This window comes from Ruegeria sp. YTSC003 (assembly GCF_059609785.1).
In genome coordinates, this window is record NZ_JBXWMK010000009.1 from 155669 (window position 1) to 176805 (window position 21137).

The following is a 21137-nucleotide window of genomic DNA, read 5'->3' on the forward strand; positions in this document are numbered from 1 at the left end:
GTTTGTGAACGAAAAGATGGCAACTGAACTGTTCTCTCGAAACAAGTTTTTGTTTGAAAGGGATATTCATCTGATTGACAACCGCGGTCGATCAGCAGGCCTGCCGACGCTATACAATGAGGTTATAGAAAAGTACTTGAACGAGGACATGTGGCTTTTTTTCGTACATGAAGACTTCGAAGTTCAGGGAGAGTTGTTTGACACAGAGAACTTGGCACTTGAAGCAATTTACGGAACCTTTGGAGTAAGGCTGGATGGGCATGCACCGGCCGGGTTTGGTCAGCATAAGTGTAGTGAAAAAGACGGCTCTTCGGTGCTACAGGTCGGTCTGCCGGTGACTGCACCAACTTGGGTTGAAACACTGGATTGTGTGGCGATTCTAATTCACACTCGGTTACTTAGGGATCGGCCCGGGTTGCGGTTTGATGAGACCCTAACGTTCGACCTTTACGCCGAAGACCTGTGTATTAACGCGCAGGAGAATTTTGGGATTCCTGTGATAGTTTTACCCGTCGAGTTCCAACACTATTCAAAGGGTTTTGTTACAGAGCGTTATTGGCTTGGAATCAAGCACTTGGGTGAAAAATATCCTAATGTTGGCGTGCCCGGAAGTTGCTCATTCATTGGTGGGAAATCGCAAGAATTGGAGGCCCGCTACACTTATGACATTCCGGCTAACAGAAAAAAGCGGCGCGACAAAGAAGCAAGAAAAGCTCGAAACTCTTCGAGAGCCTGGCGATTGTTCAGAAAACGATCATAGGCGACGAATTTGCCCTGACGGCTTTACACCTCGAAATCTATTCAGGTTACGACATTAAAACGTTCTTCATCGTGACCGGCGAGATTTTCAAGGTGAGCAAAGCCTGCGTTCGCGAACTCTGTCAGACTATCAACACTGCATAGGGCTATAACTTAATTTTTTTTCTTTTTCGCAAAACAAATTTCAGTAAGGCATATGACAAGGGATTGAGTTGCGATCCATAGGCAGCACGCCACCGGCTGCTTTTGGCGTTTTGATAATGTGTGCTGCGTTCACCAATGCGCGTCAAACTCTCACCGGTTGTGTCACCTACGCCATCGAAGATTCTTACATTCTTGAACCTAAGGGCATCTTGGCGATGCGGTTTACTCAGGAAATGACGCATGTCTCGCTCATCCTTCGGGTTGGTGTATTTTGCCAACGTCTCTGTCGACATTGCCCGTAGTACGGACTCGATTGCTTGTAGGGCGGAATCTTGAATTTTCTTGGCGCGCTGGAGGTTGGCTGCCTCCAACTCGCTGAGTTCAGCGGTGACCCAAGAAATATCACCGGATTCACTTTGCTGCAGCCCAAGGACGCTGCCATGATTTGCCGAACAGAGAAACTCCACGATATCCCGAAAATCCGTGAACCATGGCGTTAAATGGGAAGGAAGACCATTTGACGCTGTAAAACTCTCATATTCCAAGCCGTTGCGACGTAGGATTGATGTGGCATGCCGACTTGTGCCGAAGTAAAGGCCCAGGATATCCGCTTCTGCATCAACAATCTCGCAAATTGAGCGCTGTAGACTGCCGCGCCAACCTACGTCAAAGACGGCCGTGCTAGAACCTGCCGGGAAGGCCGAACGATAGTACTTTTTTAGAGCGGCGCGCTCGTGGGCAAACGACTGAAAAAAGGTGTCCGGACTTTCCTTTAGAAGTCTCAAGATTTTTTTTCGCGCTTTTCGCGTTAGTGGGTCCGTTCCACTTAGGCCATGATTGGCAAAAAGATCTGTTAAGATCGGCCCGCCGGAGATTTTGCCCAGAAATTCGTCCAGTGTCTCCGAGCTTTCTAAGGTGGTGTGAAGCATCCCGCCAATAGTGTTCGGCTCCAAAACTGTGAATGGAAGCGTGAGTAATCGCCGGGAGGCAGCTATGTACTGCGTGTCATATTCATTTGGCCACAAAAGTTCGAATGCTGCTTTAGGAAACATGCCATCGCGAGCAAGAAATGCGATGCGTGAGATGCCCCTATCGTCCATTTCCCGCTTCATCCAGATAAGCATTGATGTGATCAATGGTGCGATCAATACGGCCCCAATGGCCTCAAAGTACTGATCCTCAGACAAAGTACGGAAGTCCAGCTTTTCAGAATCGTAGTGATGCGTTTCCAGAAAATTTGCCGAAAAAATCTGAGATATGGGACGCGATCCCGAAAGCATATTGGAATGGTGCTTTGGTTTTGGAGATCTGGCAGGTACGTCCTTGCTAGCCAAGACTACATGGGACTGCATACCTGCGCTGGCAGCCATTTTGCCATCGGCATGTTTGTTATCACCGATATGTAATATTTTTTCGTGTGGAACACCAAAGTACTCAGCCACCTCTTCGAACAAGTTGCCAGTATGTTTGGTCTTTCCTTGCTCGTTCGAAACGAAGACGCGTTCCCATCCGACAATTCCTTTTGCCTCCAGCACTTTCTCAAGAAAGTTTTGGGGAAGGTACATATCCGACGTGATGACAAGTCGTTTCTTTGTGTTTTTTAGCTTGGCCACCAACTTTCTTCCAAAATTGGTGGCGTGAAGCAGGTCCATTTCCGTTTCTAGTTCGAGCTGTTTGATCTGCTCAGTTTGCGTACCGCTACAATTCGTGAGTTGTTGAAAACAAAAATAAATCTCGTCTAACGAAACGTCCTCCAGTCCTTTCTGGTCTGCGTCTTCCCGAGCCAATTGCTCGGCTGCGACCCGATAGTCCTTAAAATACTCGGTCACCTGCCTTGTTTCTATGTGCTCCTCCATGAAACCGAAGGCATCAATGGGAGAGTTGCAATGGCGAAAGAGGAGGGTGTCGAAGATGTCCACAGACAGGAAATCGTAATCACCGATCTTGGAAAGCACTGCGCTACTGGAAGACACATTCATTGTTTTTCTGCGATTGCTTATTAATGCCAAAATAGTCTCACGCTAACTAGGTTTGTCTGAATTGATGCTTGCGTCAGGGCTCGACAAAAGCACTGACTCACTCTTGCGCAGAAATTCGGTTAATGCAGACGACTTATCAAGCTGAAATTGAACTTCGTCCATTTTCGACAGCTGCTGAAGCACGAGTAGTACTTCGAGACAAAGCGTTAGTGAACCCGAGTTTTCGGTTCACTTTACGCTTTTGGGTGATCTCCGCGACTGACCATTTGTCAGTTGGAATTGAGTGTTTTTTTAGAGTATTGCGTTTCGACTGCTGGAAAACGCGCCCGTGTACGGTTTGCGAAGGCAACCAGTGACAGCATAACCGGAACTTCAACCAGAACACCTACGACCGTCGCCAGCGCTGCTCCCGAGTTCAATCCGAACAGGCTGATGGCCACAGCGACGGCCAGCTCAAAGAAGTTTGACGTGCCGATCATGGCGCAGGGTGCGGCGATCCGGTGCGGCACTTTCAAAGCAAAGGCTGTGCCGTAGGCCAGGGCAAAGATACCGTAGCTCTGGATCAGAATTGGCACTGCGATCAAGACAATCACCAGTGGTTTGGCCAGAATGGTCTGCCCCTGCAAGCCGAACAGAATGACGACCGTGGCGATCAGGCCCATGACCGACCACGGCTTGACGCGTGCGGAAAACGCATCGATTGCCTCCTGCGATCCCAGTTTGTGTCGGGTGAAGAGGCCGGCGATCAGCGGCAATACGACATATAGAACAGTTGCCAGAACCAGCGTTTGCCATGGAACCTGGATATCGGTCACGCCCAGCAGAAAGGCCACGATCGGGGCGAATGCCACCACCATGATCAAGTCGTTCACGGAAACCTGCACCAGTGTATAGGTCGCATCGCCCCTGGTCAGCTGAGACCAGACGAACACCATAGCGGTGCAGGGCGCGGCACCCAGCAGGATCAGCCCGGCGGTGTATTGCGCCGCGTCTTCGGGTTTAATCCATGGCGCAAAGACGTGGTCAAAGAACAGAACCGCCAGAAAGGCCATGGTGAACGGCTTAATCAGCCAGTTGACCACCAGCGTCACGATCAACCCGCGTGGTTGCCGGGCAACGCCCGCCACAGCGCCGAAATCCACGCCGACCATCATGGGGTAGACCATCGCCCAGATCAGCAAAGCTACCACAAGATTGACGCTGGCCACTTCGGCCGAGGCGATCAGTTGAACCAGGCCGGGTGCAACCAGTCCGATCAATACGCCGCCAACCATTGCCAGCGCGACCCAGACGGTCAGGTAGCGTTCGAAGATGCTCATGAATATACCTCATTCGTCTGGTCGGTTAGTTTGCCGGATGTCAGGGCGGCCAGCGCGACCATTGCAGCAGCGGTGCCCAGAACCAGTGGAAGCCCGCCAATCTGATAAGTAAGTCCCGACAGAACAGTGCCGACCAGACGGCCCGTCGCGTTGGCCATGTAGTAAAAACCCACATCCATCGTCACACGCTCGGACTTGGTGAAGGCCAGGATGAGGTATGAGTGCAGCGCTGAATTGACGGCGAAGATTGCCCCAAATGCCAATAGGCCCACAACCAGCGTAACGGTCAGCCATGTCTCAGGGCCGGATGAGAGCAGAACCGCGATGGTCAGGGCAGCAGGCACACAAAACAGCGCCGCGGCCCAATTCTTGGCTGCGTGGATAAGGTCCCCTTCCGGGCGTTCCTTTGCGCGCAGGATTTTCGGCGCGCTGGCCTGAACTGCTCCGTAAAGTATGACCCAAACGGCCATGAATGTGCCGATCATAAAAAATGCGGCACGGTTGCCATCCTCAGTTCCATCCGAAAGCACCGCGTAGAAATAGATCGGGATGCCGACTACAAACCACACATCCCGCGCCCCAAACAAGAAGACACGAGCGGCGGATAGCCAATTCACGTTGGCGGATTTCGAGAAGACCTCAGAGAATTTGGCGCTTTTGCGCCCTTTGGGCAGGCCGGTCGGCATGAACAGGATGACGGCGACGAGGAATGCGGCAAGTATGATCGCCATTGCCAGAACAGCCCACATGAAGCCCACTGTCGCCAACAGTGCCGCCCCAAGCAGAAACCCAAACCCTTTCACAGCGTTCTTCGAGCCGGTCAAAATCGCGACCCAGCGAAACAACCCTCCGCCCTCAGTCGGGGCCAGCAGTTTGACGGCGGATTTTGAGGACATCTTGGCTAGGTCCTTTGCAACCCCACTGGCCCCTTGCACAATCATCACAAAGACAACTTTTACTGGGATCGCCCAATTAGGGTCTAGTTGCGTAAGAACCAGCAACGCTGCAATCTGCAGTGCCAGCCCTGCATAAAGCGTCGAGGTCAGCCCAAACCGCGCCGCGATCCAACCGGCGGCAAGGTTCGTGCCCATGCCGGCGATCTCATACAGAACAAACAGATATGCCAACTGAACCGGCGAGAATCCCATACTATGAAAGTGCAGCAGCACCAGCATACGCAGGGCCCCGTCGGTCAGCATGAAGGCCCAATAGGCTGCTGTGACCGTGATGTAGGCCGACATACCTTCGGGCCTTTGGGTCACAGCGATGCACCAACCATCAGGGCAACGTCGACCAGACGATGGGCGTAACCCATTTCATTGTCGTACCACGCATAGATCTTCACCTGCGTGCCGTTCACCACCATGGTCGAAGGCGCATCCACAATCGAGGACCGTTCGTCGTTGGTGTAGTCGGTGGAAACTAGCGGTCGCGTCTCATAGCCGAGAATGCCTTTCAACTCACCTTCGGCAGCGGCCTTGAAGAGCGCGTTGACTTCTTCGACGGTGGTTTCACGCTCAACCTCGAATACGCAATCCGTCAGCGAGGCATTCAGCAAGGGAACTCGCACGGCGTGACCGTTCAGCCGCCCCTTGAGTTCCGGGTAGATCAGCGTGATTGCCGTGGCCGACCCGGTGGTGGTCGGGATCAGAGAGTTCAAAGCAGACCGCGCCCTGCGCAGATCTTTGGCGGGGCGATCCACGATGGTTTGCGTATTGGTCACGTCGTGAATTGTGGTCATTGATCCGTGGCGAATACCAAGGTTTTCGTGGATGACCTTGACCACTGGGGCCAAACAATTGGTCGTGCAGGAGGCCGCTGTCACGATGCTGTGGACATCCGGATCATAAGTGTCCTCATTCACGCCCATAACGATGTTGGCGGTCGGGCCATCCTTGACGGGGGCCGAGACAACAACCTTTTTCACGCCTGCCTCAAAATAGGGGGCCAGCTTGGCTTGGGTCTTGAAGACACCGGTGCAGTCGATCACCACATCGACTCCGTCCAGCGGCAGTTCCGCCAAATCTCTGGTGCCGATAAAGGGCAGACGTGTGCCGTTGATCGTAACGCTGTCGGCATCATGTGCGAACGTGGCATCCCAGCGGCCATGAACCGTGTCAAACTCCAGCAGGTGCGCGTGCATTTCGGGGCCACCGACTGAATCATTAATCCAGGCGATCTTTGCGCCTTTGTCCAGCAGCGGTTTCAAGGCCAGTTTTCCCATCCGGCCCAACCCATTCACAGCATAAGTCGTCATTTCATGTCCTCAGTGGGCGTTCTGCCGATGTCATCAACAGCAGTTTGCAGTGCGATCCGGTCGAGGCTTTCGACCGGCAAAGACGTAAAGGCCTCAATCCGGCGCTTGAGCGCGCCATATGCATGTTGAAATGCAAGGCTTCTTTCGGCATCCGTGCCCTCGGCCCTGACCGGGTCCGGCATGCCCCAATGGCCACTGATTGGCTGGCCTTCCCAAGCGGGGCATTCCTCATTTGCGGCCTGATTGCAGACCGTGAAGACGAAATCCATCTCGGGCGCGCCGGGGGTTGCAAACTCGGACATGTTCTTGGACCGCAGGATGGATGTGTCATGCCCTTTGTCGTCCAGAACTTGCACGGCCATCGGGTTGAGCTCGGATGTGGGCTGCGTACCAGCCGAGTAAACGTTGAACCGGTCACCCCCCAGGGTGCGCAGCAGGGATTCCGCAAAAATCGAGCGGGCAGAATTGCCCACACACAAAAACAAGACGTTGAACTTCCGGTCTGTCGCGGCCTCATTTCCCAGAGAAAATGGCATGCAGATATCAGGGCGACCGCGACAGCAATCGACGATCAGATAATCAAGCATCTGCTGCACGTTTTTCATTTCAATCGAATAGAGAAGAGATGTCCCGGAACGTTCCTGCTTGACCAGCCCCGAACGCTGAAGCGCGTTCAGATAGTTCGACAAGGTGCTGGCCTTCAGGTCGAGTTCCGCCGCCAGCTCTCCTGCCGGGACGCTGTCAGGAAAACGTCGCATGAGCATGCGAAACACAAGGATACGCTGCGGATGACCCAGGATGGCCAACTGGTCTGTTATCTGTTCTATCATATTTCATGAAATATTAAAATAAGACAACCCAGTCAACCGAAAATACATGGCCATCGAAGGTGAGCGTAAGCGTTGGAACAGGCGTGATATTCTTGCTGGAGCGTGGTGATGGAATGGGCTTCAAGCGATCTGAGCTGCGGGAATCACCATCACACACCGGTAGGCGTCCGAGGATATCGAGACTTGCACGCATCTGCCCGAGGGTTTAAAGGAACCGTCGCTTGCCTCAATAGCTCAGCTGGTAGAGCAGGTCCTTCGTAAGGACAAGGTCGGGGGTTCGAGTCCCTCTTGAGGCACCACGTTCCCCTGTAAAGTTATGCTAAACTAGCGGCCTACCTCGTATCTCACTTTTGGTTCGATCCTGCGGGCTATCATCGGATGCTAGCGCAGCTCAATCTCCGGAGCTGTTTGCCCGCGTAATTTTGATCCGCAAGGGCCATGCTTCCGATCGGTAAGCAGGTATCAGGGAATCGTAAGTGTGGTGGAAAAACGCTTTCAAGTGACGGGTTCTGATTCAAACGAGAATCGTCAGGAAACTTGCAAATACCTGTTTCAAAACAGATATTTGAAGGTTTCGGGTTAAGCCGCTCTGGTGGTAGCATTCAGCTTAAAAAGTTGTTTCCACGCCAGTTCTTAGACACAGCCAAGGAGTTTCATCATGAAAGGTGACAAAAAGGTAATTGAATACCTGAACAAAGCTCTGCGCCACGAACTAACGGCCGTCAGCCAATACTGGTTGCATTATCGCCTGCAAGACGATTGGGGTCTTGGCAGCATGGCCAAGAAAAGCCGTGAAGAATCCATTGAAGAGATGGAACACGCCGACAAACTGATTGAACGTATCATCTTTCTGGAAGGGCATCCCAACCTGCAGAAACTTGATCCCCTGCGGATCGGTGAAAACCCGCGTGAAACGCTGGAATGCGATCTTGCAGCAGAGCAAAGCGCGCGGGCGCTTTACAAGGAAGCGCGGGATGTCTGCAAAGAGGCCGGAGACTATGTCTCAATGGGATTGTTCGAAAGCCTGATGTCGGATGAAGAAGGTCATATCGACTTTCTAGAGACGCAGATCGAACTGTATGATCGCATCGGGCCCGAGCTTTTCGCGCAACTCAATGCAACGAAGATGGAAGACGCCGACTAACCTGTAGTGGTGGTTATCGGGCGAGTTTCAGCGACCGCCGTGAACAGGACATCAGGCTCTGGATAAAACCGAACTCTGTTTTCAGTTCAATGTGTGCCTGCGCGAATGACCTGACGGGAACAGCCGCGGTATTGAGATGCTAGCGTTCTAAGCGCATTCCTGCACGCCGAGGCTTATCAGGTACTCACCCGTCACATAAAAAAGCTCATTGGGCCCGGCGAACCTTGCTTTGGACATGAACCAATTTCTGACCGGGTTTGGGTAGTAGCTGGATAGAGACGCGCTTTTCCTGTCGAACTCATCTGCCGTCATTTTCTTTCGGTTCGAGCGATGGGGGCCATGAAAACCAAAGATCGTCTCGGGCGAAACGCAAACATCGTCCGCACCCAGCAGCATGGTGCAACTAGAGTGGCAATAGTCCCCGTTGATCTGGAATTGCGCGTTGGTCCGGTTGGCGATTTCGATCTGGACCATGCGATCCACAATCCGCCCGCCCGGATCATTGCCAACCTGAATCTCTTTTGAACTTGCCGCCACGCTCATCAAAAAAAGCGCGACCAAAACTGCCATGATGTTTCTCATCCGCCCGCCTACTCAAGGGTGGAGTATTTGTTTTTCTTACTATTATCAGAAATGCGGGGAAGCGGGAACGCTGCGCCGGGACTCAAGCGGTTCCTGTGTTCTCAAGGACTCAACCAAAAGCGGCTGAATTCGGCGGCTGCCCGAAATTTCCGTCAAAAGCGGTGCTTGCAGATTTTCAAACAACGGTGAAATTCAGTTGCCTAGCGTCATGCCTCAGGCACGTTTTTCACCGATGGTTGCAACACCCAGTACGGACAGCACTTTGGCCTCGATTTGCTCGGCATTCAGACCCGCGACCGCGTACATATCCGCAGGGTTGGCCTGATCTATGAAGGTGTCGGGCAAAACCATCGAGCGATACCTGAGACCCTGGTCAAAGACGCCTTCATCGGCCAAAAGTTGGGCAACATGGCTGCCAAAGCCGCCAATGGCACCCTCTTCGATCGTGATCAGCGCTTCGTGGTTGGTGGCCAGATCCAATATCAGATCGCGGTCCAAGGGCTTGGCAAATCGAGCATCAGCGATAGTGGGGATGATCCCACGCGCGGCCAGAGCTTCGGCCGCTTTCTGCACTTCGACCAGCCGAGTGCCGAAGGACAATAGTGCGACCCGCGCGCCTTCTTGGATGATCCGGCCTTTGCCGATTTCCAGAACTTCGCCACGTTCGGGCAAGTCGACGCCGACACCTTCGCCGCGAGGATAGCGGAAGGCAATCGGGCCATCATTATGCGCGACGGCGGTGGCCACCATATGCACCAACTCGGCCTCATCCGCTGCGGCCATGACCACGATGCCGGGCAGGTTGGACAAATAGGCGATATCGAACGACCCCGCATGGGTCGCGCCATCTGCGCCCACCAACCCTGCACGGTCGATCGCAAAACGAACCGGCAGGCGCTGAATGGCCACGTCATGCACGACCTGATCGTATCCACGCTGCAAAAATGTGGAATAAATTGCGCAGAAGGGCTTCATCCCCCCCGCAGCCAGAGCGGCGGCGAAGGTCACACCGTGTTGTTCGGCAATCGCCACATCGAAACAGCGCGACGGATAGCGTTCCGCAAACAGGTTCAGCCCGGTTCCGTCGGGCATCGCGGCCGTGACAGCAACGATCTTGTCATCGCGTGCGGCCTCTTCCACCAGGGTTTTGCCAAAGACCGACGTGTAAGACGGTGCGTTTGAGGGCGCTTTCTTCTGCTCCCCCGTTACCACGTCGAACTTTGCTGTCGCGTGACCTTTGTCCCTGGCTTGCTCGGCGGGGGCGTACCCCTTGCCCTTCTTTGTCAGCACGTGGATCAGGATCGGGCCAGTGGCGCGTGCCTTGACCGTGCGCAGGACAGGCAACAGCTGATCCATATCGTGCCCGTCGATCGGACCGAGATAGGAAAAGCCCAGCTCCTCAAACAATGTGCCGCCCACGGCCATGCCCTTGAGCATCTCCTTGGCGCGTTTTGCCCCTTCGCGGAAAGGTTCCGGCAACAAAGACACCGCACCTTTGGCGGCGGCTTTCAGGTCGTGAAACGGTTCTTCCGCATAAATGCGTGACAGGTAATTGGACAGCGCGCCAACTGGCGGGGCTATGCTCATTTCATTGTCATTGAGAATGACGATCAGGCGTTTCTTCAGGTGGCCGGCGTTGTTCATCGCCTCAAAGGCCATGCCGGCAGACATCGAGCCGTCGCCGATCACGGCAATCGCGTCGCCTAGACCTTCTGGTGTCACGCCGCCCAGATCGCGAGCGACGGCAAAACCCAACGCAGCGCTGATCGAGGTCGAACTGTGCGCCGCGCCAAATGGGTCATAGGGGCTCTCGCTGCGCTTGGTGAAGCCGCTCAGCCCGTCCTTCATGCGAAGGGTACGGATACGGTCGCGCCGTTCGGTCAGGATTTTGTGCGGATAGCACTGATGACCAACGTCCCAGATGATCTTGTCGCGCGGCGTGTCGAACACGGCGTGCAGGGCGGTCGTCAATTCGACCACGCCCAGACCCGCGCCCAGATGCCCACCGGTGACAGACACGGCCGAGATCGTCTCGGACCGCAACTCCTGCGCCACCTGATGCAATTGCGCGTCCGAAAACTGCTTGAGATCCGCAGGGCGGTTCACAAGGTCCAGCAGGGGTGTGTTCGGGCGGTCAGACATTTGGCGTTCCTGGCTTAGCTGTCCCGGGCAATAACGAAGCGGGCCGCGTCCTTCAAGGTTTCAGCCTTGGCACCGTATCCATCCAACGCCGCGCAGGCCTGATCGACCAGTTCTACAGCGCGGGATTTTGCGGCGTTCAGACCCAAAAGCGAAACAAACGTGGCCTTGCCTGCCTCGGCATCTTTTTGCAATCGTTTGCCGGCCTTCTCGGCATCACCTTCAACATCCAGAATGTCATCAGCGATCTGAAAAGCAAGGCCAAGCGCCTGGGCATATTGGCGCAAGGGTTCGGGATCTGCCTGGGCCAACCGCGCACCGGCGCAGGCGGACCATTCAATCAGCGCCCCGGTCTTACCAGCCTGCAGCGTGGTGATCTGCTCCAATGTCAGGGGCGCGGCCGTTGTTTCAGCCGCCATATCCAGCGCTTGCCCCAGCACCATTCCCTGCGCACCGCTTGCTTTGGCCAGGGTTAGAGCCAATTCAGCACGAACCTCTGCATTTCCGACCTCGGGCCGGGTGCACAGCTCAAAGGCCAATGTCTGCAGGGCATCACCGGCCAGAACGGCGGTGCCTTCGTCCCACTTTAAGTGCACGGTCGGACGTCCACGACGCAGATCGTCATCGTCCATGCAGGGAAGGTCATCATGGACCAGCGAATAGGCGTGCAGCGCTTCGATGCCTGTCGCAGGCCAGATTGCCTGTGTTGAGTCGATGCCATGCATCCGCGCGCTTTCCAGCACGAGAAACCCACGCAATCGCTTGCCGCCCTGCGTGGTGTAGGCCATCGCCCGGGTAACATCCAATTCGTCCAGCGCGCTCAGGACCAGATCGAACTGAGCCTGAATCCGCGAGGCATCCTGCGCCAGAATTTCCTTGAACATTTACTGACCTTCGACAGGCGTCGTCCCGGTTGGCTGCCCATTGGCGTCCAACGTGATTGCCGCAACCTTTTCTTCAGCCCGCTTCAATTCGTCTTCGCAGCGTTTCTTCAACGCGGCACCGCGCTCATACAACGCAATGGACTGATCCAGCGCCACGTCCCCACGCTCCAACTGGCCGACAACGGCCTCAAGCTCTTTCATCGCTTGTTCGAATGTCATCTGATCAACAGGAGTATCGGTCATCGGGCTGCCTTCATCAGTTCTTCCACATGGGCACGAGTGGCCTCGGCCAGGGCGTTCAGATCATACCCGCCCTCCAAAGTCGAGACGATACGACCTTCACACAGCTCATCGGCGATCTTGCACAGCTCGGCTGTAACCCAAGCAAAATCGCCTGTAGACCAGTTCAAGTTGGCCAGCGGATCGTCCTGATGCGCATCAAAACCTGCCGAGATGATGATCAGTTCCGGCTTGAATGCGCGCAACCTCGGGAAGGCTTGCGTCTCGTAAGCTGTCCGCATCTCGGCCCCACCAGTGCCGGGTGCCAGCGGGATGTTCAAAACGGTCTCATAAGCGCCGGTTTCATCCGGGCGCCCCGATCCAGGCCACAGCGGCATTTGCTGGCTGGTGATCACCAGTGCACGTCTTTCATCCCACAGCAGATCCTGCGTGCCGTTTCCGTGGTGAACGTCGAAATCAACAACAGCTACGCGCTTCAATCCATGATGATCCAATGCGTGTTTGGCAGCCAGCGCGGCGTTTCCAAACAGGCAGAACCCCATTGCCGTTTCGGTCTCGGCATGGTGACCGGGCGGGCGGATGGCGCAAAACGCATTCGAGGCTTCGCCGCCCAAAACCATGTCTACTGCGCGCACGACCGCCCCGGCAGCGCGATAGGCTGCATCGACCGACCCCGGCGACATGAAGGTGTCGCCGTCAATCTGTTTGAAGCCATCGGATGGCCTGCTATTTCGAATTTCACGGATATGGCTTTCCGGATGCACGCGCAGCAAGTCGTCATCCGCCGCCAAAGGGGCGGTTACACGTGTCAGTTCCAAGCCTTCTAACGCATGCAGAATATGCTCTAACCGCGCCACCCTCTCGGGGTGACCTTGCGGTGTCACGTGATCAAGGCAATCTGCGTGGGTCAAAAGGGCGGTTGTCATCGGGATCCCATCTTCATCTGGCCAAAAATATCCTCGCCCAAGGCAAGAAAGCGCCGCGGCTGAATCAATCAGGTGCCAGCATATATCCGGCGCCGCGGACGGTCTGCAGGTAACGCGGCTGCTTGGGGTCTTGTTCGATCTTGCGGCGCAGACGGGTGATCTGAACGTCCACCGCGCGTTCCTGCGCCTGACCCTTGTCGCGGCCCAGATCTTCGACCAGTTTGGTTCGGCTGATCGGCTCTCCGGGCTGGGCCGAAAAAATCTTCATCAACTGGCTTTCGGTCGCCGTCAGGCGCACCGGGTCTTCACCCTGCCACATCTCGCCACGCTCGATATCGTACCGGACCGGACCAAGATGCAGTATCTTCGCCGTCGCGTCCTGCGCAGGTGTTTCCGGCATCCGCCGCAGGATCGCATTGATCCGCAACAACAGCTCTTTTGGCTCGAACGGTTTGGCTAAGTAGTCATCCGCACCGGCCTCAAGCCCGGCAATGCGATGTTCGGTTTCGCCGCGCGCGGTCAACAGCAGGATAGGAGTGGTATGGGTTTCGCGCAGCGCCTTGGTCAGGCTGACCCCATCCTCGCCGGGCATCATCACGTCCAGCACGATCATGTCGAAATCCAACCCCGAAAGCACCCGCCGTGCATGTGCTGCATCCCTTGCAGCCGTGACCAGAAATCCGTTCCGCATCAGAAACTTCTTCAACAGATCGCGAATGCGCTCGTCATCGTCGACGATCAGCAGATGGGCATCCATTTCGTTCATGAGGTGGTATCCCGCAGTTTCGTATAGGCATGACGCATATCAGCATCCATCATTGCTTCAAGCACTTTACGAAACCCCGACACAGCCTCGGGTCCCGCCTTTTTGTACGCCGCACGCATTCGAACGCGCTGGGCCTCAGACAGTTTGGCCTCTAGCGCCTTGCCCTGTTCTGTCAGAAATAGGTGTCTTTCGCGTTTGTCCACTGATCCGACCCGGCTTTCGACCAGACCGTCGTCGATCAACGTCCGCAAAACCCTGTTCAGAGACTGTTTTGTTACGCCCAGAATGGCCAGAAGGTTGTTGACAGTCGTACCCGGGGCGCGGTTGATGAAGTGGATTGCCCGGTGGTGCGCCCGTCCATAGGCCATTTCGGTCAGTATGCGATCAGGATCTGCGGTAAAGCCGCGATAGGCGAAAAACATCGCCTCGATCCCCTGCCGCAACTGTTCGTCGGTCAAAAACAAAAGGCTCTCGCCACCAAAGGCTGGGGCGGGGCGGGTATCCGACATAGTATGCCTCATTCGTTACTCGTTCCGAGTTTATGTCAGCGTTATTGACATTCCAAGAGTGGACAGGTATCGAATCGCAGTTTTTGCGTAACTTTATGTCCGAAACGGACTTAATCAGCGCAATAATCGGAAATTTTTCCCAGGTCAGGAGGTTTCGCATGGCGGGGTATGATGATCGTGACGGTGTCATCTGGTTGGATGGCAAACTGGTGCCCTGGCGCGAAGCCAATGTGCACATCCTGACCCATGCGATGCACTATGCGTCTTCGGTGTTCGAAGGTGAACGTGCTTATAACGGCAAGATTTTCAAAAGTCGCGAACATTCTGAGCGTTTGATTGCCTCGGCCGAAGCGCTGGACATGCCTATGCCCTATTCGGTGGATGACATCGAGGCCGCCAAGGAAGAAGCGCTGAAAGCCAGCGGTCTGCAGGACGCCTATGTCCGCGCGCTGGTCTGGCGTGGCTCGGGGGAAGACATGGGTGTGGCATCAGCCAAGAACCCGGTCCGGATGGCCGTCGCCGTGTGGCCTTGGGGTGCCTATTATGGTGACGCCAAGATGCAGGGTGCCAAGCTGGATATCGCGGAATGGAAACGCCCCAGCCCGGAAACTATTCCGGTGCACGCCAAGGCGGCGGGTCTGTACATGATCTGCACCATCTCGAAGCATAAGGCCGAGGCCAAGGGCTGCTCGGACGCGCTGTTCATGGATTGGCGCGGTTACGTGGCCGAGGCGACCGGTGCGAATGTGTTCTTCGTGAAAGATGGTGAGGTTCATACACCTCTGGCCGATTGTTTTCTGAACGGGATCACCCGTCAGACCGTCATTCAGATGCTGAAAGACAAAGGTATCACCGTCCACGAGCGCCGCATCAAGCCCGAGGAAATGGCGGATTTCGAACAGTGCTGGCTGACCGGCACCGCAGCTGAGGTGACCCCGGTGGGCCAGATCGGCGATTATACGTTTGAGGTCGGAGACCTGACCCGCGAGATCGCCGCCGATTATGAGGCGCTTGTCCGCGCCTGATAACACTCAGATGCATTGACAGAAGCCCTCGCGCTATCGCGGGGGCTTTTTTATTGCCGCTTGTTCATAAAGAATTGCAGTTCGTCCGCGCGGGTGGACGAACGCGCAGCCGCGGCTATCTTAATCCAATGTTGGATCTGCTTAGCGATATACTTACCCGCCTGTCCTTGAAGGGCACGTTTTACTTTCGAACCTCTTTCACACCGCCCTTCGGCATTCAGGTACCGGCCTATCAAAATGTGGCCAGATTTCACTTTGTACAGCGCGGAGAGTTGAAAGTATTCGTCTCTAACACAGGGCAAACTTTGCGATTGAAGCAAGGCGACCTGATCGTGATCCCGCACGGATCCGCCCATGCGTTACTGTGCAATGAGGTTCAACCGCTGGATGCCCTGCCTCTTGAACAGGTGTTGGAAGAGGCCGGGTACAAGGGCGACGGGGTTTTGATTTATGGCGGCGAAGACAAAAGCCGCGATACGCAACTGATCTGCGGTCATTTCTCTTTCACCGGGCCGCCGGGGCGACAAGGAACCGGGCATATGCTGATTGACCGGCTTCCCCCGTACATCCTGATCGAAAACTATGGCGAGGAAGCCGGGGCCTGGATCGAAGCCACCCTGCGTATGATCGGGTCCGAGATCAACGGCGCGCGGATCGGTGGTGACCTCATAGCGCTGAAACTGTCCGAGGTCCTGTTCGCGCAGGCGATCCGCGCCCATCTTGAACATCAAAGCCCCAGCGACTCCGCGCTTGCCGGATTTGCCGATTCCCGCATTTCACGTGCCTTGACCGCGTTTCATCAATCGCCCGCGCAAGAGTGGAGCGTCGAGTCTCTGGCACGTGAGGCCGGAATGTCTCGCACTGCGTTCGCGCAGCTCTTTGCAGAGAAGATGGGGACAACGCCCATGCAATATCTAACCGATTGGCGGATGCAGATTGCATGCCACGGACTGACTGAGGCCCGTTGGAACGTGGCCGATGCCGCGGCCGAGGTCGGCTATGCCTCGGAAGCCGCCTTTTCGCGGGTGTTCAAGAAGCAGGTTGGCGTATCGCCAGCCGCCTATCGATCAATGCACTGATCGAATTGAAACTCTGGACGATCTGCAACGTTTCACGAACGATCCAGAATTAAACGTTCTGAGTTCCTTTCCTAGTTTGAGGTCATCTCATATCAGGAAAGGAACTCTCATGTCTCTCCGCTTTGTCACCCGCAATATTCACGCCTATCTGGACTACCCTGTAGCCTTTGCGCTGATGGGGTTGCCCTTCTTGCTTGGACTGGGGCAATCTAACCCGATGGCGTTGTGGCTGTCGGTGGTCACCGGCGTCGCGGCGTTTGTCCTGACGGTGTTGACCGATCACCATTTGGGGATCTGGCGCGTTCTTCCCTACAACTTTCACTTGGCGGTCGATCTTCTGGTCGGTGTCGTTTTCCTGGCCGCGCCCAGCCTGTTTGGGTTTTCGGGCCTGGATGCGATCTTTTACTGGCTGAACGGGGCTGCGGTTGTCGCTGTCATCTCGCTTAGCGCACCAGAGCAGGGTGTTACGGCTTGAACCTGACGCACCTTGGATTGATCGCAACAAGGTGAATTCTCAAAAAACCAAAGCCGCTTGTCCCACCGACAGGCGGCTTGCTGATCTGTTTGTTCGCGCCGTGTATCAGCATATGTAAGCCTAATAAGTAAGAATATAGGAAATTGGTTTCCTCAAAACGCCTGAAGTAAATCCGTTCCAAGTCGATCAACTTCGGGGTTACTCAGGATGTGTTATTTTGATCTTGCAAATTCCGACAAAAATAATCAGATAAAGATTAAGGCCAGATGTGTTAGCATCCAGCACGGGGTTTCGAGGCGGTCTGCGGGCTTAGCGTATAGCCTGGTGAGAGCGCGCCACCGCCTCGGAAACGACACGCGCAACAGGAAGTGACGATGGGTGACCCACTTGACGAAATCATGGCACGGCACGAAGCGGCCACCGCTTGCGGATGTTGCTGTGACGACGACTATTGCGCCTATGTCGACAAACCCAAGGCGGCCCAAGGTGACAGGGCTGAACAACCGCTGCCGGACAGCGCCGCGTGTCGACGCGGATCGGTCAGGTTTCTCAACGAAAACCCGCCTGCGTAACAGCCCCTGAGGGGGGCTGTTTAGACTCTGATGTTCAGAAATCCACGCCGCGCTGGGCTTTGATTCCGGCCTGAAACGGGTGCTTTTCCTCGGTCATTTCGGTGACCAGATCGGCATAATCGCGAAGCGCCTGCGGTGCATCCCGACCCGTCAGGAACACGCTGGTCTTGTCAGACCGTTCTTTCAGCCCATCGATCACCTGTTCGACCGACAGGTATTCGTAGCGAAGCGCGATGTTGATCTCGTCCAGCACGACCAGATCGTATTCGCCGCTGGACATGAGGGCGCGTGCCTTGTCAAAGGCAGAGTTTGCGGCGGCGATGTCACGCTCGCGGTCCTGAGTATCCCAGGTGAAGCCTTCACCCATCGTGTGCCATGTCACCAGATCGCGTTCTTCAAAAAAGCGACGCTCGCCGGTTTTCCACTTGCCCTTGATGAATTGGACAACGCCGACCTTCTGACCCCAACCCAGCGCACGGATCACGACCCCGAACGCGGCCGAGGACTTACCTTTACCCTTGCCAGTGTTGATCAGCACCAGCCCGCGGTCCGGATCAACAGCCTCGGACACTTTCTTACGGTGCTGGGCCTGCACCTTTTGCATCTTTTCCTTGTGATCCTGTGCGTCGCTCATGGGAAACCCTCATCTTGTGTTGGGCACACCCTAGGGGAAGTTCTGCAAAGGTAAAGGTCAGGCTTTGGGATCCGTGACCGCGCGGGCCTTTCCGCGCTCCAAGCCCAGTTGATGTTCGCGCCAGATCACCACGACGTTACCGACAATCACCAGCGCCGCACCGGCCAGCATGACCAGCGTTGGCAGTTCACTGAACCAGACATAACCGATGACGATTGCAAACAGCATCGAGGTATAGTCATAAGGCGCCAGCATCGAAGCCTGCCCAAAGCGATAGGATGAAGTCACCAGAATCTGGGCAACACCTCCGATCAGACCAGCCAGAATCAAAAAGCCCGCCTGTTCCCATGTGGGCATGACCCACCCCCAAAGGATGGTCAGCCCGGACAGGATGGTCGCCGTCATCGAGAAATAGAAGACAATGGCCGCAGGATGGTCGACCTGCACCAATTGCCGGATGTGGATCTGCACAAAGGCCCGGGCAACCGTTGCGCCCAGAATGCACAATGCGCCGAAGGTGGCCGCTGCTTCCATGTTGTTGCCACCCAGTCTGGGCCAGATCATAATCAGGACACCCAACAAGCCGATGGACACGGCCGCGATTCTGATCTTACGGATGCGTTCGCCTAACATCACCGCGGCAAGGATCAGGGTGAAAATCGGGGTGGCATAGCCAATCGCCGTCGCTTCGGGCAGCGGGATCAAGCCAAGGCCGGTAAAAGTAAGCCCCATCGCCGTGGTGCCCAACACGCCGCGCCAGAAATGACCCGAGGGTTTGCGGGCTTTGAACCCTTGCGCCAATTCTCCTCGCGCCATCAGCCAGATGACAATCACCGGAATGGCAAAAAGGGACCGGAAAAACACCATCTCGCCAGGTGGGAAGTGATCGGACTGCGCTTTGACTATCGCCGCCATGACCGTGAACAGAAACACCGCGCTCGTTTTCAGAGCGACGGCCAGCAAAGGTCGATGCGATGTTAAGGGTTTTGCCATCGGCGCGAACCTGCGCTTTTGGTAGGGAAAGATCAACGTGTTGTTTACAGATTGGACCAATCGGCTGGCAGGGGACTGCCGATCTCTTGGGCGAACTCTTCCAGAAACCGGATCATGCGCGCGATTCTGCGCTGTGCAATTTCTCGACCACCCTCGGTCAACATATCACCAGGCAAGCCCAGCAGTTTGACCTTCCAGTGGTCGATCGAAAAATGCAGGTCGTCCAGCGGACGGTTGGCGGCAAAGGGATCCGCCGGATCATAAAGCGACCGTCCCAACGCGCCGGAAACCGAGAAGTTCCGGGCAACGCCAATCGCCCCCAGCGCATCCAACCTGTCCGCATCGCGCAAGATGCAGGCCTCGGGCGTTTCCGGTGTAATGTTGGCCGAAAAGCTGTGCGCTTCAATCGCGTGTTTGATCGCCTGAATCTGGTCCTCGGAATAGACCAGATTAGCCAGAATAGACTCTGATTCCTCAGCCGATCGGCGCGATGCCAAGTGGCGGTCGGGGTCGTCCTTCGACAGGTTGACCAGATCATGCAGGTACGCCGCAGCCAGCAGCACGGGCATGTCGGTCTGGTCGTTTGCAATGGCCTGCGCGTTCACCCAGACCCGGTCCAAGTGGGCCAGATCATGCGCGGGGTCGGTTTCCATACGCTGCGCAACGACGGCGCGCAGGCGTGTGCGCAGATCAGCCGATCCGTCCACGGTTCTCTCCGATCTGGCCGCGATGCAGCAGCAGGTGGTCCAGGATCACGCAAGCCATCATCGCCTCACCCACGGGCACGGCGCGGATACCGACGCAGGGGTCGTGGCGGCCTTTGGTGATGATCTCGGTTTCTTCGCCGGATTTGGTGATGGTCTTGCGTGTCGTCAGGATCGACGAAGTTGGCTTGACCGCAAAGCGCACGACGATGTCTTGCCCGGTCGAGATACCGCCCAGGATGCCGCCCGAGTGGTTTGAGCTATATTGAGGGCCGTTCTGACCCATGAAGATCTCGTCTGCGTTTGCCTCACCCGTCAGTTCGGCAGCGGCCATACCTTCGCCTATCTCAACGCCTTTCACCGCGTTGATCGACATCATCGCAGCGGCCAAATCAGTGTCTAACTTAGCATATACCGGCGCGCCGATCCCGGCAGGCACGCCGCGTGCCACAACCTCAACAATCGCGCCAACCGAGTTTCCGGACTTGCGCAGATCGTCCAAGTAAGCCGCCCAATCCTTGGCCGCTTGGGCATCCGGGGTCCAGAACGGGTTCTGTTCGATCTGCGACCAGTCGAAATTGCCTCGGTCAATCTTGTGTGGGCCGATCTGCGTCATGTAGCCGGTAATCTGCACGTTTGGTGCGATCTGCTTGATGGCTTCTCGCGCCAGCCCGCCCGCTGCCACACGCGATGCGGTTTCCCGGGCCGAGCTGCGCCCGCCGCCGCGATAATCGCGGATGCCGTACTTCTGCCAGTAGGTGATATCGGCGTGCCCGGGACGGAACTTGTCCATGATATCGCCGTAGTCTTTCGAGCGCTGATCCGTGTTCTCGATCATCAGCTGCACCGGAGTACCCGTGGTTTGCCCTTCGAACACGCCCGACAGGATTTTGACCTGATCTGGCTCGCGCCGCTGGGTGGTGAACTTATTCTGACCCGGTTTGCGCTTGTCCAGCCATTGCTGAATCATCGCCTCGTCGATTGTGACACCCGGAGGGCAGCCATCGACGGTCGCACCCAACGCGGGCCCGTGGCTTTCACCCCAGGTGGTGACGCGGAAAAGGTGGCCAAAACTGTTCATTGACATGGGGCATGCTCCTTTGCGCGTCGTGATTAGCTGGCAAGGCCATTGGCCTCAAGCGGATTTGCGGTTGGGGCGTGTTTGCCCCAACCTGTC

22 protein-coding genes and 1 tRNA gene are annotated in these 21137 nt (G+C 55.8%); 7 read left to right on the plus strand and 16 right to left on the minus strand.

What is annotated here, in order from left to right; all coding sequences use genetic code 11:
- The first annotated feature begins 16 nt into the window (after nt 1-16).
- Nucleotides 17-760: a hypothetical protein gene (locus tag AC2FFH_RS16995; RefSeq protein ID WP_496844886.1), complete on the plus strand. Its 744-nt coding sequence runs from the start codon at nt 17-19 to the stop codon at nt 758-760.
- Between the two features lie 145 nt (nt 761-905).
- Here the strand turns inward: AC2FFH_RS16995 and AC2FFH_RS17000 are convergent, their stop codons facing one another.
- The 5 genes from AC2FFH_RS17000 to AC2FFH_RS17020 form a co-directional block, all read right to left on the minus strand.
- Nucleotides 906-2882 (minus strand): HAD-IA family hydrolase, encoded by a 1977-nt coding sequence (locus AC2FFH_RS17000; RefSeq protein ID WP_496844887.1) that lies wholly within the window; start codon nt 2880-2882, stop codon nt 906-908.
- A 269-nt stretch (nt 2883-3151) separates the two neighbouring features.
- Nucleotides 3152-4201: an ACR3 family arsenite efflux transporter gene (arsB, locus tag AC2FFH_RS17005; RefSeq protein WP_496765792.1), complete on the minus strand. Its 1050-nt coding sequence runs from the start codon at nt 4199-4201 to the stop codon at nt 3152-3154.
- Complete coding sequence (gene arsJ / locus AC2FFH_RS17010) at nt 4198-5463, minus strand: organoarsenical effux MFS transporter ArsJ (protein ID WP_496844888.1); 1266 nt, start codon at nt 5461-5463, stop codon at nt 4198-4200. Before arsJ ends, arsB begins: the two co-directional genes overlap by 4 nt.
- Nucleotides 5460-6458 (minus strand): ArsJ-associated glyceraldehyde-3-phosphate dehydrogenase, encoded by a 999-nt coding sequence (locus AC2FFH_RS17015; protein ID WP_496765789.1) that lies wholly within the window; start codon nt 6456-6458, stop codon nt 5460-5462. The genes arsJ and AC2FFH_RS17015 overlap by 4 nt, the downstream gene beginning before the upstream one ends.
- Nucleotides 6455-7288, minus strand: coding sequence for an arsenate reductase/protein-tyrosine-phosphatase family protein (locus AC2FFH_RS17020; protein WP_496765787.1), 834 nt, complete (start codon nt 7286-7288; stop codon nt 6455-6457). Before AC2FFH_RS17020 ends, AC2FFH_RS17015 begins: the two co-directional genes overlap by 4 nt.
- 223 nt (nt 7289-7511) lie before the next feature.
- Here AC2FFH_RS17020 and AC2FFH_RS17025 point away from each other — a divergent pair.
- Both AC2FFH_RS17025 and bfr read left to right on the plus strand, forming a co-directional pair.
- A tRNA-Thr gene (locus AC2FFH_RS17025) sits at nt 7512-7587 on the plus strand.
- 359 nt (nt 7588-7946) lie between these two features.
- Entirely contained in the window at nt 7947-8432 is a 486-nt protein-coding gene (gene bfr / locus AC2FFH_RS17030) for a bacterioferritin (RefSeq protein ID WP_496765786.1), read from the plus strand.
- Nucleotides 8433-8579: 147 nt separating this feature from the next.
- Here the strand turns inward: bfr and AC2FFH_RS17035 are convergent, their stop codons facing one another.
- The 7 genes from AC2FFH_RS17035 to AC2FFH_RS17065 form a co-directional block, all read right to left on the minus strand.
- Nucleotides 8580-9002 carry a hypothetical protein gene (locus AC2FFH_RS17035; protein ID WP_496777148.1) on the minus strand — a complete coding sequence of 141 codons (423 nt, stop codon included), beginning with the start codon at nt 9000-9002 and terminating at the stop codon, nt 8580-8582.
- A gap of 225 nt (nt 9003-9227) precedes the next feature.
- Entirely contained in the window at nt 9228-11156 is a 1929-nt protein-coding gene (dxs, locus tag AC2FFH_RS17040; RefSeq protein WP_496844889.1) for a 1-deoxy-D-xylulose-5-phosphate synthase, read from the minus strand.
- A gap of 14 nt (nt 11157-11170) precedes the next feature.
- Nucleotides 11171-12037, minus strand: a complete 867-nt coding sequence (locus tag AC2FFH_RS17045; protein ID WP_496765783.1) for a polyprenyl synthetase family protein — start codon at nt 12035-12037, stop codon at nt 11171-11173.
- Nucleotides 12038-12280, minus strand: a complete 243-nt coding sequence (locus AC2FFH_RS17050; protein ID WP_058272726.1) for an exodeoxyribonuclease VII small subunit — start codon at nt 12278-12280, stop codon at nt 12038-12040.
- A complete protein-coding gene (locus AC2FFH_RS17055) occupies nt 12277-13203 on the minus strand; it encodes a histone deacetylase family protein (RefSeq protein ID WP_496765782.1) in 927 nt (308 codons plus the stop codon). The genes AC2FFH_RS17050 and AC2FFH_RS17055 overlap by 4 nt, the downstream gene beginning before the upstream one ends.
- Before the next feature lie 64 nt (nt 13204-13267).
- Entirely contained in the window at nt 13268-13969 is a 702-nt protein-coding gene (locus tag AC2FFH_RS17060; RefSeq protein WP_496765780.1) for a response regulator, read from the minus strand.
- Nucleotides 13966-14478 (minus strand): MarR family winged helix-turn-helix transcriptional regulator, encoded by a 513-nt coding sequence (locus AC2FFH_RS17065; protein WP_058272723.1) that lies wholly within the window; start codon nt 14476-14478, stop codon nt 13966-13968. Before AC2FFH_RS17065 ends, AC2FFH_RS17060 begins: the two co-directional genes overlap by 4 nt.
- Before the next feature lie 158 nt (nt 14479-14636).
- Between AC2FFH_RS17065 and AC2FFH_RS17070 the strand changes: the two genes are divergently transcribed.
- The 4 genes from AC2FFH_RS17070 (at nt 14637) to AC2FFH_RS17085 (ending at nt 17629) form a co-directional block, all read left to right on the plus strand.
- Nucleotides 14637-15503 (plus strand): branched-chain amino acid aminotransferase, encoded by an 867-nt coding sequence (locus AC2FFH_RS17070; RefSeq protein WP_496844891.1) that lies wholly within the window; start codon nt 14637-14639, stop codon nt 15501-15503.
- A gap of 128 nt (nt 15504-15631) precedes the next feature.
- Nucleotides 15632-16582 carry an AraC family transcriptional regulator gene (locus AC2FFH_RS17075; RefSeq protein WP_496844893.1) on the plus strand — a complete coding sequence of 317 codons (951 nt, stop codon included), beginning with the start codon at nt 15632-15634 and terminating at the stop codon, nt 16580-16582.
- 109 nt (nt 16583-16691) lie between these two features.
- Complete coding sequence (locus AC2FFH_RS17080) at nt 16692-17057, plus strand: SPW repeat domain-containing protein (protein WP_496836325.1); 366 nt, start codon at nt 16692-16694, stop codon at nt 17055-17057.
- Between the two features lie 374 nt (nt 17058-17431).
- Nucleotides 17432-17629 carry a hypothetical protein gene (locus AC2FFH_RS17085; protein ID WP_145975814.1) on the plus strand — a complete coding sequence of 66 codons (198 nt, stop codon included), beginning with the start codon at nt 17432-17434 and terminating at the stop codon, nt 17627-17629.
- A gap of 34 nt (nt 17630-17663) precedes the next feature.
- Here the strand turns inward: AC2FFH_RS17085 and cobO are convergent, their stop codons facing one another.
- Genes cobO through aroC form a run of 4 tightly spaced genes read right to left on the minus strand, consistent with a single transcriptional unit; the run spans nt 17664 to nt 21047 of the window.
- Complete coding sequence (cobO, locus tag AC2FFH_RS17090) at nt 17664-18263, minus strand: cob(I)yrinic acid a,c-diamide adenosyltransferase (RefSeq protein WP_496844895.1); 600 nt, start codon at nt 18261-18263, stop codon at nt 17664-17666.
- A gap of 57 nt (nt 18264-18320) precedes the next feature.
- Nucleotides 18321-19256 (minus strand): DMT family transporter, encoded by a 936-nt coding sequence (locus tag AC2FFH_RS17095; RefSeq protein ID WP_496844896.1) that lies wholly within the window; start codon nt 19254-19256, stop codon nt 18321-18323.
- Between the two features lie 44 nt (nt 19257-19300).
- A complete protein-coding gene (locus AC2FFH_RS17100; RefSeq protein ID WP_496726173.1) occupies nt 19301-19963 on the minus strand; it encodes an HD domain-containing protein in 663 nt (220 codons plus the stop codon).
- On the minus strand, nt 19947-21047 hold the full coding sequence (gene aroC / locus AC2FFH_RS17105) for a chorismate synthase (RefSeq protein WP_496726172.1): 1101 nt from the start codon (nt 21045-21047) through the stop codon (nt 19947-19949). The genes AC2FFH_RS17100 and aroC overlap by 17 nt, the downstream gene beginning before the upstream one ends.
- Between the last annotated feature and the right edge of the window lie 90 nt (nt 21048-21137).